The sequence below is a fragment of the Mycobacterium sp. 012931 genome (assembly GCF_000419295.1).
Taxonomy (GTDB): domain Bacteria; phylum Actinomycetota; class Actinomycetes; order Mycobacteriales; family Mycobacteriaceae; genus Mycobacterium; species Mycobacterium marinum.
Genome location: NZ_AOPX01000001.1, coordinates 3,245,445 through 3,262,161, shown reverse-complemented (window position 1 = coordinate 3,262,161; position 16,717 = coordinate 3,245,445). Strand labels below are relative to the sequence as shown.

The 16,717-nt window shown below is 65.3% G+C and carries 8 protein-coding genes and 5 pseudogenes; 7 read left to right on the top strand and 6 right to left on the bottom strand.

What is annotated here, in order from left to right; genetic code table 11:
* Positions 1-18 precede the first annotated feature (18 nt).
* From MMSP_RS14385 to MMSP_RS28530, 3 genes and pseudogenes are all read left to right on the top strand, one after another.
* Complete coding sequence (locus tag MMSP_RS14385; protein ID WP_012394745.1) at positions 19-429, top strand: F420-dependent biliverdin reductase; 411 nt, start codon at positions 19-21, stop codon at positions 427-429.
* A 189-nt stretch (positions 430-618) separates the two neighbouring features.
* Positions 619-798: pseudogene (locus MMSP_RS29850) on the top strand (PPE domain-containing protein); the annotation flags it as partial.
* A complete protein-coding gene (locus tag MMSP_RS28530) occupies positions 786-944 on the top strand; it encodes a hypothetical protein (RefSeq protein ID WP_231507077.1) in 159 nt (52 codons plus the stop codon). The pseudogene MMSP_RS29850 and the gene MMSP_RS28530, both read left to right, overlap by 13 nt.
* A 23-nt stretch (positions 945-967) precedes the next feature.
* Here MMSP_RS28530 and MMSP_RS14380 read toward each other — a convergent pair.
* From MMSP_RS14380 to MMSP_RS14370, 3 genes and pseudogenes are all read right to left on the bottom strand, one after another.
* Positions 968-2,438: pseudogene (locus MMSP_RS14380) on the bottom strand (hypothetical protein).
* A 350-nt stretch (positions 2,439-2,788) separates the two neighbouring features.
* Positions 2,789-3,631 (bottom strand): hypothetical protein, encoded by an 843-nt coding sequence (locus MMSP_RS14375; protein WP_015355684.1) that lies wholly within the window; start codon positions 3,629-3,631, stop codon positions 2,789-2,791.
* Positions 3,631-5,969 (bottom strand): annotated as a pseudogene (locus tag MMSP_RS14370) (hypothetical protein). The gene MMSP_RS14375 and the pseudogene MMSP_RS14370 overlap by 1 nt, the downstream one beginning before the upstream one ends.
* Positions 5,970-6,538: 569 nt before the next feature.
* On the opposite strand from MMSP_RS14370, the pseudogene MMSP_RS28525 reads away from it, so the two are divergent.
* The 4 genes and pseudogenes from MMSP_RS28525 to MMSP_RS29840 all read left to right on the top strand — a co-directional run.
* Positions 6,539-6,818 (top strand): annotated as a pseudogene (locus tag MMSP_RS28525) (integrase core domain-containing protein); the annotation flags it as partial.
* Positions 6,819-7,354: 536 nt separating this feature from the next.
* Positions 7,355-7,645: a hypothetical protein gene (locus MMSP_RS29845; RefSeq protein WP_317742248.1), complete on the top strand. Its 291-nt coding sequence runs from the start codon at positions 7,355-7,357 to the stop codon at positions 7,643-7,645.
* Positions 7,635-9,809 carry a DUF5631 domain-containing protein gene (locus MMSP_RS27220; RefSeq protein WP_158420144.1) on the top strand — a complete coding sequence of 725 codons (2,175 nt, stop codon included), beginning with the start codon at positions 7,635-7,637 and terminating at the stop codon, positions 9,807-9,809. Before MMSP_RS29845 ends, MMSP_RS27220 begins: the two co-directional genes overlap by 11 nt.
* A 176-nt stretch (positions 9,810-9,985) precedes the next feature.
* Positions 9,986-10,090 (top strand): annotated as a pseudogene (locus MMSP_RS29840) (hypothetical protein); the annotation flags it as partial.
* Positions 10,091-10,870: 780 nt separating this feature from the next.
* Here MMSP_RS29840 and MMSP_RS14340 read toward each other — a convergent pair.
* Genes MMSP_RS14340 through MMSP_RS14330 form a run of 3 tightly spaced genes read right to left on the bottom strand, consistent with a single transcriptional unit; the run spans position 10,871 to position 16,363 of the window.
* Positions 10,871-14,233: an ATP-binding protein gene (locus MMSP_RS14340; protein ID WP_020787198.1), complete on the bottom strand. Its 3,363-nt coding sequence runs from the start codon at positions 14,231-14,233 to the stop codon at positions 10,871-10,873.
* On the bottom strand, positions 14,226-14,921 hold the full coding sequence (locus tag MMSP_RS14335; RefSeq protein ID WP_015355679.1) for a DUF4194 domain-containing protein: 696 nt from the start codon (positions 14,919-14,921) through the stop codon (positions 14,226-14,228). The genes MMSP_RS14340 and MMSP_RS14335 overlap by 8 nt, the downstream gene beginning before the upstream one ends.
* A complete protein-coding gene (locus tag MMSP_RS14330; RefSeq protein ID WP_020787197.1) occupies positions 14,918-16,363 on the bottom strand; it encodes a DUF3375 domain-containing protein in 1,446 nt (481 codons plus the stop codon). The genes MMSP_RS14335 and MMSP_RS14330 overlap by 4 nt, the downstream gene beginning before the upstream one ends.
* Between the last annotated feature and the right edge of the window lie 354 nt (positions 16,364-16,717).

Sequence of the window (16,717 nt, the reverse complement as noted above, 5' to 3'; positions counted from 1 at the left end):
GCGCTAGCGTGGGTAGCGATGGCCAAGACGACTACCCGGCTTACCAATGACGCGCTGGCGTTTCTCTCCGAGCGCCATTTGGCCATGTTGACCACGCTACGGGCCGACAACTCACCTCACGTGGTGGCGGTGGGGTTCACCTTCGATCCCCACACCCACATCGCACGCGTCATCACCACCGGCGGTTCCCAGAAGGCGGTCAACGCCGACCGGGGCGGGATCGCGGTGCTCAGCCAAGTGGATGGTGCGCGGTGGCTGTCACTGGAAGGCAATGCCCTGGTGAACAACGACCTCGACGCCGTGCGTGACGCGGAATTGCGTTACGCACAGCGCTATCGCACCCCCCGGCCCAACCCGCGACGGGTGGTCATCGAAGTCGAGATCCAGCGGGTGCTGGGGTCCTCGTCGCTACTTGACCGCGGCGACTAGCCCGCTCCCCCGGCGACGTCGTCATGACGCGGGGGTCACTCAGAAACCACCGGCGGCTGTCAGACGCAGTTCGTGAGCGGATCAGCCCGGATTTCGGAAACCAAGTTTCTGCCCCTGCGGCAAATGGACTTTCGTGATCGCCGAATTGGCGACTCGCATCGGTGTGCACGGGGGAAGGCTTCACTGGGAATGAATTACGTTATGCGGGCGCCTGAGATCAATTCATTGTTGATCTATTCCGGCGCGGGTTCGGGACCGATGTTGCAGGCGTCGGCGGCCTGGGCTGGGTTGTCCGATGAATTGGGCGCGGCGGCGCAGTCTTTCCGCTCATCGATCGCGAACCTGGTGTCGGCGGCGTGGCGGGGTCCGGCGTGGGCGCTGGCGGCGGCGGTTCCAACGTTGGCTTCTTCAACTCGGGTAGCGGTGGCTACAACTCCGGTTTCATGAACTCCGGCAAGTACGATTCCGGCGCCATCAACACCCGCACGGAGCAATCGGGATTCTTTGGCCGTTAGGGCCGCTGACCACCCTGCGCGCGTCAGGTTCCCGGCGAGAGGGTGTATCGCACCCACGCACCCCCGACCAAGCTGGACACGGCGTGCAACCGGGAGTTCTGATCACCGGATCGGGGCAGTGCAAAATCGGCCCCAGCGGCGGTGCAGGCCAACGGAGCACCCGCGAACGTGACGGCCCGTCGAGGTCACCGCCCATGTTCCCGCCGCGGTCACGCAGGCCGCGGGGTGCGCGTCGGTACACGGCGCCGACACCCAACGTCCGTCCCGGTCCTGCAAGGTGCACTCGCCGGCGCCGGCGCGAGGTTCATCTGGTGCCCAACTCCACAGCGACGCCTGGATCCGTCCGTCCTCTGGCAGCAGCTGGTCGAAGCCAAACAGATTGACGCCGCAGTCGATCATGGCTTTGGCTTTCGCCGGTGCGAGTGCTTCCGGATCCGTCGGCGGCCGGGTCGGTTTGACCAGGGCGGAGACCAAAGTGGAGTCCTCGTAGTAGCGGACCAGTCTGGAGGCGTAGGTGCCCGCGCCGTAGGTGGCGTCGCAAGCCGGGTAGGCCCGGTAGCCGGAGGTGGAGCCCTTCTCCACCTCGACACCGTCCCAGTTGAAAACATCCGACGCCCACCCGGATGCACACGAGCCGACCACCACAACCTGTGCACCAGATGCGCGAACGTCATTGCGCGACAGGTTAAGCGGCAGCCGCACGCAGCCGTCTGCGGCGCGCTGGGCCGGGTTGGGTCGGTAGATGAAGCTGCTGCCGTCCGGACGACGCAAGACACCGTCAAGGGTGCCAACCGCCGAGGCGTACGCGCGCGCGTCCTTCAACTCGTCTTCAAGGTAGAGCAGGATGACCTGATCGGAATGTGCCGGCGTGCCGAGCCAGTTGGCGATTTCGGGTAGCACGTTGCCAAAGGCCGGTTCGGTGGTGCAGCCCAGGTTGGCCTTGTCCGGTCCGAGCCCGTGACACACCGTCACCCCACGTCCGCCGACGAGGTCGAGCCGCCGGATGTAGTGCAGGTCCAACTCCAGCGCACGGACGTCGATATCGAGCTGCTGGGCCAGCGAAAGCTGTTGGTTCGAGTCGGCATGCGAGGGCGTGAAAGACTCGCTGAGGCTGTTGAACGAGTTGTGGGTGCCCAGCCACTGGGCCTGCCGTAGCGGCAACTCGTCCTGCAGCGCGTACTGGAACTGCGCCACGCGGTGGACCCAAGATTGCAGGTAGGCGTCCCGCGCAGCCTGAGTTACCTTGTGCGCCAATGGCAGAACACAGTGCGCGTCGGCTATGCCGACCCGGCGGCATTCAGCGCCGAACGCATCGGTGGCCTTGCCGAGCGCAACACACGGGACCGCGATGGGGCTGATGGCGTCGCACGGCGCGGTTGGCGAGGGCGGAGCCACCACCCCGGAGGTGTCGGCGGCCACCGGCGGGATGGTCGTCAACACCACCCCGAACACGCCGATGACGACGGCGCCCTTCATCCATCGGCTGCCGGGCATGCGCTACCTTGACACGCCAGCGCGCCGACATCGAGAGATGTTGTCGAAGTGTTGCAAGGACGGTTGGAAGGTGTAAGCGGAGTTCTGAGCCGACCTCGGTAGTCCCGGAACTGTCTTCTCCGCCTTGGGCGCCACCGTCCCGTCGTCTCAGCTCAGTGGCCCTACCTCAACCGAACCGGACTCATCGGTGCACACGCACGCCACCACAGCGGGCCAAGCGGTCACGTCGATACCGGGTTCAGCCGTCCACACCAGGGTGAAATCGTCCAGCGCCGCAGGCCAACCCGCGGCGGCGCCGCAGGCGTACTCGTCGAACCTTCACCCCAAAAACGCTGCGAGGCTTGACCTTCTCATGCATTCGCGCTCGTTGACGGCCAGCCGGGAGACGCCGGCAGGGTCGGAAACAACGACCGGTCATATTCCTCGCCGGGCACAAGGTCGGGGTGCGGGGGCGCCTTCGCGAGACAGGTGTCTCTGTCTTCGGCAGCACCCGGCCAGTCCGACCCCACTCCAGCTGCGACGAACCACCCACCCTGGCGGCTGGTGATCCTCCAACCGGCGAAAACATCGATCGACGGCGCGCGCGCCGGTCCCTGCTGGGCGGGCAGCGGCGCAACAGGCTTGACAGGAGCGGTCATGGTGATCCGCATCTTATCGATACCCGAATACGGTTCTGGCCCTACAACATGCGCGCGCCACCATCCTCCACGCAAATAGCTTTCACTGGCGACGCCGAACGTGTATTCGCAGACTATTACCGTCACGTCGCGGCCGGATGTCGTCACCGACAGAATGTGATCGCGCTGGGTGCCAACCCACCGAGGCTCCCGCGGGTCGTCGGTCTTGGGCCACAGAAACTGTGTGCTGATCGGATCGTGGATGGATTTGTTGGGATCAACCGACTGCGCAAAACCCGGATAAAGATACTTGTCATCACGGGTGATGGAGGCCAGCAGGAACGACTCGGTGTAGGCACGCACCACCACCGCGGGCCACGCGGTCACGTCGATACCGGGTTCGGCCGTCCACACCATAGTGAAATCGTCCAGCGCCGCAGGCCAGCCCGCCGGCGCCACCGCAGACGTACTGGCCGGACCCTCACCCGAGCGCCCACCCGAACCGCATCCGCCGACCAACAGCACAGCAACCGCCAAAAACGCTGCGATGGTTCGCAACTCGGGTCGGATTCGCATCACTTCCTGCCCTGATCGGGGTGCGGGACACCAACGATATCGTCGTAGCGGCTGACCAACGCCGCATCCGGGGACAAGCTCTCGCTGGGCGGCCTGGGTTCGAGCGACTGCGACAAAGCGGGACCAATGACGTTGCTGTATTGACCGGGGGTAACGCCTTGCGGCTCAAGTTCTTCCAGCGTCGCGATGCGCCCGTTGGGGTGGTCGTCGTAGACGATGTAACCGGGCGGCAACCCGGTGACGGTATGTCCCGTTCCGAGCATGGCGTTGAGGATCTCCTGGTCGGCCATGCCCAAAGACATGGGCTGTATCGGATTTTCGGTCGGCGCGGTCGGTGCTGGCCCGAGGATGCCATTTTCCAGGTTCTGGCCCAGGACGCCGATGGTAGGACCAGCGATGCGGCCGACCCCGGGGACAAAGCCACCAGCTGCGGTGAGACCTTGTAAGCCCGTTTCATATGCCGATTTCTTGGACTGGTATTCCGAGACATCCTGGTGATAGCCATTGTCCTCGTTGGCTTGAAACCCGTTGTGGGCCCCGACGTCGACCAGCGCCCGCAACGTCGCGGCGTCGTACAGATGCTGGTTGTAACCCGAATGCGTGGGATCAGCGGCAAAGGCGCCCTCGTGAAGCACGGCCTGCGCGTATGCCTGGCCGTTGAAGTACTGGGCCGCCTCGTTGTCGCTGCTCAGCACCGAGAAGACACCCTTGGCCACCGGCAGCGCACCAGACAGGGTTTTGCCGTCCAGCGGATCACCGAATCCCGGTAATCCCCCAGATGTCTCGGCGATGTTGTTGACGTAGGGCCCCAGCCCGTGGGCCATATCGCGGACCAGGTTCGGGTTCACCTGGCCAAGGGTGTGGTTCCCCGGAAGGTGCAGCAACTCCTGCTGGTTGTTGCCGATGTATGAACTGTAGGCGTGGGCGGTGTCGGCGGCGATCCCTTCCTGCGGACCTTGCACCACCGCAGGGTCTCCCGTCCAGGAAAACAGCGACCCAACACCTTGGCCGTTGTCCTTCCAGTAATGGTGGGTGATGTTTTCCAGGAACTTGTCGTGGTCGGCTCCGGTGATGGTGTCATGCACCACCTGGTGATCCGGCGAGACCGCCGAGAGGGCATTGGAGACCGCCGGGTCTAGAACGGGATCGCGTTCGACGTCTTGGCCTTGGCTGGCAGGGTCGGCATGCCAGATCGGCGTGTCCATCATGACCGATGCCTTGTGAATCATTGCGCGATCCAGCTCGGTATTCGTCTGAAAGCCCTTGTCCCCGTCCTTGACGATACCGGCGATGTCGTTCATTTGATGTGTGAAGAGTGCTCCCGGCGAATTCAACGCCTGCTGGACGCTTTCAGGCAATTGCGTAACACCACCTTTTACCGTGTCGGAACCCTGCTTGGCCCCGACGGTCAGCGGAGTCTTGGGGAAGCTCATATTCGGGTTGCTCATCAGCTGCCAAGAATCGGCGATCATGCCCCTTTGTGCGCCCAGGCGCTGCTCTGCGGCCGCGAGCGCCTCAACGGACATGCCGTGTTCTTGAGCTTGCAACTGGCTCAACACCGAGGCCTGCTCGGCGGTCAACGGAACCTTGCCCGCCAACTGATCGGGGGTGATAGAACCCAGTACAGCATTGACTCGTCCAGCCGCACCCTGGTCACCAGCGAGTGCATCATGGACGTCTTGTTCAGCTTGTTCAGCCGACTCCGGCTCGTGATTGTCGGCGCCCCAAATCCGAGCGGGGTCGAACCCGTCGACAGCCAGACTTTTCTCCGCGGTTCTCAGGAAATTTGAATACCCGTCGCGGATCGAATTCAGCTCAGCCAGGGCAGCCTGGGTGTCGCGAATCGCGTCGTCTTCGCACGCGTGCATGAAAGCATCCAGTGCTGCCTTGTCCTCAGCGGTGAGCTGGTGGTTTCTCTCAAGCATCACTGCCTGGCCGATCTCATCATCGAGTTGCCGCAGCTGACCCTCGAGTCCAGCGATCTTCCCACTCGAGGATCGCTGCACCTCGGCCAAAGCGGCGGCGATGTTTTCCAGATCCACCCCGATCTTGGGTAATTCCAGGGACTGGGCGCCCAGCGACTGGGCAACTCGCTGCACCTCAGCGGAGTCGTTGATCGGGTGCTCGCCGTTCTGCCGATTCCAGGCTTCCTCGAAGCGGCGCCGGGCCTGATCAAACGCGGCGTCCGCCTCCGCGGTGCACCGGCCGGCAGCATGAAACGCCCCCCCAGGTCCGAAATCTGCGCCGGGCGACCCGCTTGGAGGCTTTGATCTATCGCCCACGGATCACCACCGGCTTCGGCGATCAGCAGAGGGATACTTATGTAGCGAAGCTGCACTGCACCCTCCGGGGTTTTGGGTCATCCATATCGGCGAAAACGTACCGGCTCCTGCCTCGTAGCGCCGCTGATGACGACTCTTCGGCAGCCACCCGGGCCACCCGCGGTGGACATCCTACGGAGTCGACGCCGAAGGAGCCACGCGCGAATTCTGCCTTACGGCATGAGTTGTCGCCATTCACTCGATGCTCCTGCACTCCGGAGAAGGGACTGCGGAAGCATCGGCCCCCTCGCGCACTCCTGGAGGTGTGGCAACCACATCTGTCCTCGACATCGTCGCCAGCCCAACAGCCACGAGAGTGGGAATCGGCCGCGACAGGAATGGCCTCACCCAGGCCACGACGACCACCCACTACCCGAACGGCAGGCCCCACCTCGCTCCGAGACATGGCCGGAAGGTGCCCTGTCGGCCGTTGCCGTCTTACTCGGCGTCCCTCTGGATTCACCGTCAGCGGAGCAACGCGCGGAATTCTCACGTGCGGCGCTAGAACCGGTATTCCCCCCGGTCTCAAACGGCGACAAAAGGGGCGCCACGGCCGCGTTGCCAGCACAATCAACCGATCCACGGGGGTAGCCACCATCGCAGCAATACATTCGTCCACGCTCTGGCCCGCCACGACATGGTCGGCACGGTCGGCGCCATGGGTCGCGTCCAGGCCGCCGGCGACAACGCCGCTATGGCGTCGTTTTTCAGCCTCCTGCGAAAGAACGTGCTCGGTCGCCGCCGCTGGGAAACCCGCGAGCACCTGCGCATCGCGATCGCTACCTGGACCGAAACGCACCTACGACCGCCGCCGTCGGCAAGTCGCTCTTGGCCGGTTGCCCCCGTCAGATTCGAAGCAATCATGATCAGTCGCGCCACCCAGGCCGCGTAGCCGAAACTGTCGCCTATCAGTGCGGCAGACCCACCCGCCGATATCTCCACACGGGCAGGTGAGTTGCCCGATGCGCCTATCCAATCCACGATTGGACCGCAAGGTCAGCGCCAGCGACGGGAGGCTCATATCATGGCTGACGACATATCAGCTCGATTCTGGCTACCACCACCGCCGACGCATCCTCGCGAAGGTCATCAACGATGACCCATGCTCCACTCACGGCAACACATTTACGGCAACGAATAGCCTTGTGGCGTGACTACTAACCCCCCACCCGCCGCGCAATGGGTACCGAACTATCCTCCCCAGCCGGTAGCAAGCCCGCGCACGTGGCCACTCGTCGCCCTGGCCATCATCGCCATAGTGGGTGTTGTGCTCGGGGCCGCAGCACTAGTTGTGGCACTCACGCGCCCAGGGAACGCAGGATCCGCCGCGGCCCCAACAACGACAGCCTCGCCGACATATACAGCTGAGGAGATCGCCGCAGCGCATCAGAAGTTGTGTGAGGTGTACAAGCTGGCTGCGCGTTCTGTGCAGATTGACACCAATGGCGGCGATCCAGCGCTCGCCCGCGTAACTGGTGTGAATGGCGCGGCGATGTTGGAGCAAGCACTGCGTACGGCCCCAGCGCTGGCTCCCGACGAGCGCGACGCCTCCTTTGCACTGGCCGAGGCCTACACCAATGCAAATGCCGTAGCGAGCTTTTCGACTGGACGTGGCGATCCTGCATGGCGGGCAGCGGCCGACGACGTCATCGCCAAGGATGCGGAAATGAGGGCGACCTGTGGTGGGGGCTGACCTACCACCCGGCAAGTGGTCTGCATGGCTGGTCGGCGCTTGGTGGCCCGCATTGCCAGACGCACCCGCGACCGGTGCTACTTACTGGCGCGGGGCGGGGGCAATCAAGCATAACGAGGCGCGCGATCTCCAGAACGAACGATCGCAATTAGCAGTAAATCAGGGCCGCACCGCCGACGACCTAATGGACCGTTACTGGCGGGGCGAACAACGTCTCACCGCTATCGGCGACCAGTGCGATACTAAGAGTGTCCAGAGCGGCCGTGTAGTCGATGCAGTCAACAACCTGCGTGATCGGCTGCGCGACATCGCTCATTCGGGCAATGATGAGACTGACCGAATTCTGTCCGGCAAAGGGCCAACAGAAGCAAAAGTTGCTGCGGTGAACGCCGTTATCGCTGAGAGAAACAGCGAAGCCGCCAACGCGGCAGCAACGACGATGTCCAACATCATAGACGCGACGCAGCGGGTACTCGATGCAACCATCGGCGGCAATGCGCGAACCTGGCTGAGTCAGCTTGGCGCGGACATCGACGGCCCACCACCGACACTCCCAATCACCCAAAACGACCTGGATTCCCCACCGCACACCCCGCCCGAATCATCAACGTTAGGTTTGGCTCTGCAGGACGCATCGGCCCCTAACGAGATTGCGCCAGAGCCACCGCCATCGTCAACTGTCGGCGGAGCCCTTGCGTCCCACGGTTCTTCGACTTCTGCTGTGGTAGCGCCTACGCCTTCACCAGGAGACACAACGTTTGGTGGAGCTATTCGGGGACTGCCAGGCGCACCAGCGTCGCCGACTGGCTTCACCCCCGCCCCCTCGCCCCTCCAGCCCGGTGCCCCCGCAGTCGGCGTCGGAGGCCCATCAATCCCCGGCGTCTCGACACCTGCAGCGTCTGCTCCCCCCTTATCGCCACAGTCCCTGGCTCAGTCTTTTACGAATGGAATGTCGACGGGCGCCCCGGCGGCAGCCGGTGCGAACTCCATATCTGCCGGCGCAATGACCGCGGCCACTGAGCCCCCGCCCCCGACGACCGCTCCTCCGGCGGCGCCGCTCATACCCCCCTCGACCGTCCCAGCCACTGGTGCGGGTTTCACCCATGTTCCAGACGCAGGCCTTGGTGCGGCCCCCACAAGCCCTCCGCCTGTGGCACCACCGACCAGCGACATGACCGGCGGCGTGACGACCGTAGCCCCGATGATGGCCGGCGGCCCTGTCACTGGATCGGTAGCACCGGCGGTCGGGGCGCCCGCGGGGCCGCTGCCCGCCTACGGCTCTGATCTGCGTCCACCGACCGTTGCGCCGCCAGCCGTCCCTTCAGCACCGACCGGCCCAGTGTCAGGCGCGCCGGTGGCCTCACCCTCATCGTCACCGTCCGCCGGTGGGTCGATGGTGTCACCGGTCGCAAAATCCGCCGCCCACGATGCCGCCCAGGCTCAAACTACGAGCGGGCCGACGTCGATGGCCGGCGCGACAGCCGCTGCCACCACCGGGGCGGTGACTGGCGACTCAGCGAAACGATCTGCCGAGCAGCAACGCTTGCGTCGCATCGTCGATGCGGTGGCCCGTCAAGAACCGGGACTATCGTGGGCCGCCGGACTACGCGACGACGGACGAACCACGCTGCTGGTCACCGACCTTGCTGGCGGCTGGATTCCACCCCATGTTCGGCTGCCCTCGCACGTGACCCTGCTGGAACCGGCCACGCGGCGCAGTGATATCGGCGCGGCCGACTTGCTGGGTGCGGTCACCATCTCGGCAGTGCACCAACCGCACGGCTACATTGGCGAGCCGGGAAGAGACGCGCCGAAACTGGCCGGGGACCGCGCGGCGCGGATCGCTCCCGAGATCGACGAACTCGGGCCAACGCTGGCCGAGCACGTGCGTCGCCGCGACGGCTTGCCCCGGGTTGCGCAGGTGGTGGCGGTGGCCGCCGCACGCAATTACGGGGTGCCGGACAACGAGGCGGAGTTGCTGCGCGACAGGGCCAGCGACATTCACCGTTCGGTTCTTGCGGCATACCCGCACCATGATTTGGCCGAGGCCACCGATTGGATGCTGCTGGCAGCCATTGACGCCCTGATCGACGGCAACCGCACGGCAGCGAACTATCACCTAGCCTGGGCAATGGCGGCGATGTCAATGAGGAGACCCACATGACCATCAACTCCGTTCCGGAAAGCTATGGCCACGCGACAGGCATGCCGGCGCCGATACCGCTGGCACCCGGACCTGTCCACCCTGGCGGAACGTCACCGGTTGATGCTGCGATGGCGGGATTTGGCATGGCCACCAACGCCGATCTGGGACCCGTAAACGGCGAGATCGCCGCCGATGATGCCGATCGCCGAGCCCACGCGGCCGATGCCGCGGCGAAGTTCCCGGCGAATGAGGCCGATGCCGCCCAACAGTTCCAAGGCGTGGGCGCCGACGGAATGGCCCAAATGATCCCGCAGATGGCATCGGGTATCGGCGGTGCGCTCAGCGGTGCGCTCGGCGGTGTGCTCGGCCCGCTGACGCAAATACCCCAGCAGGCGCTGCAGGCCGGGCAGGGCGCGCTGCAGCCGCTGATGGGCGCGCTTCAGCAATCCGCCGGCGTTGAGGGCTTGGAGGCCGCGGACGGGGCCAGGCTGGTCGACAGTCTTGAAAGCGAACCCGGTCTTGGCGGCGGCGGAGCTGGTGAGCTCGGCACAGGCGGCGGAGGCGGTGGCGGTGGCACCATCCCGACGGGCTATCTGGGCCCGCCGCCGGTGCCGACGTCATCGCCGCCCACTACTCCTGCCGGGGCGCCGACCAAGCCCGCATCAATGATGTCCACGAGTGGCACACCGTCGAGCTCCACACCGATGGGGGCGACCGGCATGCCCATGATGCCGCCGGGTGCAATGGGTGCCGGCGGCACCGGGGGCAGCAAGGAAAAGCCGGCCGAAAAGCGGGTGACCGCCCCGGGCGTGCCCAATGGCCAGCCGGTCAAAGGCCGCTTGACGGTTCCGCCGAGCGTCCCGGTCAAATCCGTCGACGGCAAACCACCCGTGGTCACCCGATCGACGCGGCGAATCCTGCTCCCTGATCGCAACGAAATCGGACGCAATATCTCCGATGAGAAGACGGACGGCAACGAGTAACGACGCGGCGTCAGCGTTCGACCCGGTTTGCGCGCAGACCGATGCGTGAAGATCCGCGGAGCGCCACAACCAGCCACCGAACCAGTCCGGTGTGCCTCACACCCCGGCTGGTACTCGTTCCGCCGTCTTGCGCATCTCTTGTCGCAGCGACGTGAACTCCGAGATCGTCCTGGTCGCCACCGACGCCACCGGTCGCGCGTTGCCGCCGGTGGGTTCGGTTTTGGACACCATCACCACGCTGTCGATGTAGGGCTCGATGGTGGTGGCGTTCTGCACCGTCGCGACGATCACCAGCTGGAAGCCGAACTTGCGGAATGCGTGCAGCGCCTGCTGCGCGAATTGGGGGTCGGACTTCGAGAACGCCTCGTCGAGCATCAGCTGCGCGAAAACCGGCTTGTTGTTGTCACTTTCGGGGCTGGCCAGGTTGAATCTCAGCGCGCCGGCGAGGCAGAACGCCATCAACTTCTCCTGCTCGCCACCGGAGTTGTCGCCGGCGTTGCTGTGCGTGCGGATCAGTTCCTCGGTGTCGACGTCCCATTCGGCGCAGTCGAACGTGAACCGGTTGCGCACGTCGAGCGCGTCGCGCGTCCACGCCTTGTCCTCCGGCGCCGTGGAGGCCAGCCGGTTGCGTAGTCGGAGGATCTCGGCGTACTGGTCGAGGATCGCCTGCTTGTCGCCCAGCCCGACCTCGGCGATGCGCCGCGAGATGGACCGCACGATCTGGGTCAGCTCATCCACCGCTACCAGGTGCCGCGGGGTCGCCCGCAACGTCAGCCTGGTGCCACGGTTGAACTCCACCGCCGCCAAACCCGTGTTGACGCGGTCGATCTGGCCGCTGATCCGTCGCGCCTCCTGCTCGGCGACACGGTGCAGCGTGAGGATCGCATCGGGCGCCTGCTCGGTGACCAGCCGCATCATCCGCTCGTAGGCTTCGGGAAGTTCGCGTTCGTCAATGTGGCGGCACAGCGCGACGTAATCGTGCACACGCTCGTCAAAATCGTCGGAGTCATTCGGAATCGCATCGGGAAACGACGTGTCGAACGTGTTCAGGATGCGGGCCAATTCGTCATAGGAACGACGGCGGCTTTCACGCAGTTGTTCACGTTCCTTCTTGATCGCGGCGAACAGCGCATCGCGGTGAGGTTCCGGGTCAAGCAGCTCTAGCGCGACGGGCAGCTGCGCGGCGTAGCGCTGCAGCAGCTCTGTCAACGGCTCGGACACGAACGCCGGGGACAGCCGCTCCTGGAGCTCCAGCAGCCGGGTGCGCCGCTCGTCGAGGCTGTCGCGGCGCGTCTGGATCGCGCCGCGGCGCGTCATCAGTTTCTGAATCTGCGACCAGCATTCGTCGGCGCGGGCGTTGAGCGCCGCGATGTCGGGATTGTCGGCCATCAGCAGTTCGTACTGCTCGCGCAGCCGCTCGGCATGCCCGTCGGCGGTCTCGGTGTCGATCTGACTCCACTGCGGGTATTGCTCGCAGATCGCCTTGCACGCCGCCGTCCGGTCGCGCCACTGCTGGCGCTGGGCGGCGATGTCGTCGGCGGTGCGGCGGGCCTTCTGATAGGCCTCCTCGGCGGCCGCCAGCTCGACGGTCAGCGCGTTGATCTTCGCGGTGACGTCGCCCTGGTAGAGGTACTCGGACAGCTTGACCGGTCGCCGGTCATCCTTGACGGCCAACCGGTCGGAGTCCTTGTACAGCCCCGTGTCGGTGACCGCGCGGCGGAACCGCGAGAATACGTCGGGAGTATCGACGCACACATGGTCGCCGGCTCCGGTGATGACGTCGACAGCTTCGGCGGCACAAAGATGCTTCGGATCGACGGGGAAAAGCTTGCCCGCCAACGTGTTCGGCTCGGGCTCAGCAGGTTCGGCGCCGAGGAACTTCGCCCGCACGTGGTGCAGCTGCAGTCGGCCCCGCATGTCGGTCTCGTTGACGAACCGCAGCACCTTCTCCCAATGCTGGTCGGGCACCAGTAGCCGCAAGCCCACCCCGCGCAGCACCTTCTCGACAGCGAGGCGCCAGCGGGTCTGGCCGGGCCTGAGATCCAGCAGTTCGGCGATGTAGGGCAGCTCGGCGGCGTCGACTTTGATTGCAGCGCAGATGTGGTCGCGCATCGCGAGCGCGAACTCCGGCAGCGCCGAACCGACGTGTTCGACGCGCTTGAGCTCCTTGGCGACATCGTCGCGGGCGATGCGGGCAGCCTTCTGCGCGTACTCGGCGTCGGTGGATGCCTCTCGGTTTCGTTCGACCTTGGCGAGCAGTTCGGTGGCCTGCGCGAGCAGTTCCTCGCGAAGGTTCCAGAACTCGTCTGCGGTGTCGGGTATTTCGATACCCTGGGCGGCCAGCATGTCCTCGTAGGTCGTTCGGCGGCGCTCCACCTGCTCGGCCTGGGTCTCGGCGGCGGTGACCTGCGATTGCAGCGGAGCGATGTTCGCGCTGGAACCGCTGATCTGCGCGTTGAGCGAATCCGCCTCGGCCTTGGCCAGATTGAGGCTGCGGGTAACGTCCTCGTATTCGTTTTCGAGCTGGTCGACGGTGCCGTCGAGCGTGGCGATCTGGGCGGGACATTGCGCAAGCCGGGCGTGGTCGGTGTAGGCGCGCACCATCGGCGCGTCGACGAGGTCGATGATGCCGAGGTCGGAGGACTCCGAGGCGTAGCGCTGCTGGATCTGTTCGATGTCGCCCAGGATCTTGCGTTTCTTCTGCGCAACGGCCAGCAGTTCGCGAGCCTCGACCAGGGGGTCGATCTGCTTGAGCGCCTCGGGCAGCCGGGCCAGGCTGTCGGGTTCGTCGAGCATGAATTCGCGGACGAATTGCTCTAGCCCACCAACGCTTTTCAGCGACTTGGCCTTACCGAGCAGCTGCTGGGCGGCGTCGGACGCGCGAATGCCGATCGCCGCGTAGAGCTGGGCGAGGTACTGCGATTCGACCTTGGTGGAAAACCGCCAGTCTTCTTTGAAGACTCCTGCGTCGAAACGGCCGGAGGCCCAGCGGTTGCAGACTTCCTCGATGTCGAGGTCACCGTCACCGAGTACGAAGCGGCTCGACGAGTCGTTGCGGGACTCGCCTGTCAGCCATTTGAGCACCAGGCCGGTGACGGTGCGGCCGGAGTCACTGGCGTAGGTGACGGCCACGGCCGACCAGGCGGTGCCGTCGCCGCGCAGATACATCACCCGGCTGGTGCCGCCGTCGCTGCGCTGGCCCCAGGCGCCGCGGACGTACTTGTCGACAGTGCGGCGCCCGGCGCTGGACCCGGCGGCGGTGTTGTCTCCGGACGCGTTGAAGTTGCGGCGGTTGAACGGCAGGAATCCCAGCGAAATCGCATCCAGCAGTGACGATTTGCCGCTGCCGGAGGCTCCGGCGATGAGTGCGCCGCCTACGCTGAACGGGATCGAGTGGTAGCCGTCGAACACGCCCCAGTTGATGACCTGCAGCCGAGACAGGTGGAACTGTTCAGTCACCTTCGGGTTCTTCTTCCTCTGCTGGCGCACCGCCGTTGAGCAGCTGCTCGAACTGCTGCTGCAGCTCGGTGATCACCGAGGCAGTCATCACGGCGGTGATGACGGGGCTGATCGTGTAGCTGTCCTCGTCGTCGCGGGTCTTGCGCAGGATCTCTAGGCCGGTCAGCCGGGCGATGGCGCCGTCGATGCGGCCGGCGAACGAGACCGCGTCGCGGTCGGTGTCGTTGAGCACCCCGGAGAATAGGCCGTGCATCTCCTCACGGCTGATCAGGACGGTCTGCCCACCGGAGGCACGCATCATCTGGGCCAGGTGCAGGGCAAGGATCGAGTCGTAGGTGCCGAGCGGCTCGCGGCGTAAAAGCTTGATTCCCCTCGCAGACTCGTAGCGGGCCTGTTCGACAAAAGCGACATCGGCGGCGTCGACGATGCGCAGCAGCAAGTCGAGTTCGGAGAGCCGGACGGCCAGGTCCTTGCGGTATTCGAGCACCCAACTGTAGACGTCGGCGTCGGCTTCGGCGCTGATGTAGCGGCGGGTAAGCAGGTGCTGCAGGGCCCAACAGGCCCGGTCGGGCAGTTCGGAGACATCGCCGTCGAAGCGCGGCCGGCGCTGAACCGGTGGGCGGGCATTCTGGTCGACCTGAGGGAGTGAGGAGAAGTCGATGTCGACTTCATCGTCTTGGAGGGTCACGTGCTGGCTCCGGCGATGGTGTTGATGGGCTCGGTAAATGTCAAACGAGGTACCGCGATTTCGAGGTCACGGCCGTCCAGGGAGCGGAAGCGGACGGCGGTCGACTCGGCGGTGTCGGGGTTGGGCTGTTTGAGGGCCCAGGACCACAGCACGATGACGTGGCCCAGGTAGGCGGTGTCGAGCATGGCGACGGCGTCGGGTAGCGCGACAGGCCCCGCGGTGATCGCGTGGTTGAGCATGTCGGACATCGCGGGCGCGTCGACCTGGGTGGTGAAGGCGGCGAAGCTGGTGAGGTCGACCTCGGTGTCGCCGGGTTTGGCGGGCTTGGGGTTGGACAGGTCGCCGATCCGGAAGCCGAGGGCACCGACGGAACTGATCGCGTGCCGCGCCAGCGGGACCTCGATGTCCAGGCGTGAGTCGGTGAACGACGACTTGAGCAGGGCGCGGGCTGCGGCGATGGCTTCGTTGAGTTGGCGGGCGACACCGCGGCTCTGTTCCATGGTGCCGAACGCGGTGAAGCGTTTGACGCGCTGGGCGCAGCGCTGCTGGATGCGCTCGACTTCGTCGATCTGATGGCCCACGAGCTCGAAGAAGCCGGCCATGACCTTGCGCAGGGCCGGGTCGAGGCTGGGCAGGGCTTCGGCGACGGCGGCGACGTCGGCCTCGAACTCGGCGCGTTGGTCGGGGTCGTTGATCATGCGCAGGAAGGCGCGGTGGGAGTCGCGGCCCTGGGAGTCCCATGCGGCCTGGTAGTCGCTGTACATCTGGCGTTGGCGGTCGCGGTACTCGGCGTTGGAATCGATGGGTTCATCGAGGGCGGAGGTAGCCCGCTCGATCATCGTGCCGTACTGGCCGATATCGGTGATCAGGCGTTCCATCTGCAGGGCGATCGCGCGGGCCTCGTCGTAGCAGTCGGTGACATCGGTTTGGGGACGCTGGCCAGCATCGAGCTGGTCAAGCTCCTCGTGGAGCGCGGCGATTTCGGCTTCGATGTGTTTGCGGATCCGGGCGGGGTCGTTATCCACTTTGACGGCCACTTGCTTGAGGCGCGCGGCGATGCCCGTAATCGAGCCGCCGGTGGCGATGGTGTCCTGGCGACGCAAGCCGCGGAGAAAGTCCAGCGCCCGGCGAGCGTCCTGGGTCAGATAGCAGACATTCTGGCCGTGGCGCTCGTCGACGATGCGGTGCAGCCAGCCCTGCGCGGCCCAGGACTTGATCAGGGCGAGCCCGGGCTGCGGATCGTTGACGTCTTCGAGGTCGCGCTCGAGCTGTACGACGAGCTCGGTCTCAGGCAGCGCCCCGTCGCTGAGGTGGCGCTCCATGAGCGTCGCGTAAAGGCTGAGGTTGGTGGTGGCGAGCAGGCGAATGGCGCGAGAGCCCTGCAAGTCGCGATTGAGATCGAGCAGCTCGGTCGCCGACAGTCCCGCGTTGTCGTCGTGCATCTGCGTCCTCGATCTGTAGTTGGTCGGACGCCTCAACATAGGGCAAGACGGCGACATCTCTGGTGTCGGCCCAGTCCGTGTCGGGCGGGATTTTCGTCACCGCGCATGTTTACCGACGTCAGCGGAATGTTCGCTCTCCCAAGGCTTGCGCCGACTCGGCGAACTTGTGGTGCTTCTGTGGATTGTGAGGCCTGTGGTGCTTTCGGGGTGTGCACGCCAGCGCACACCAAGCCCGGCGTTCGTCGGCACACCAGCTGAGCGTCACCGTGACGAACCTCCCGGCATGCCCGGCGGCGCGCGTTGATCGATGGCAACAGAGATGGACCCGTGTTGTTGGACGGCGGGTTAGGTGGC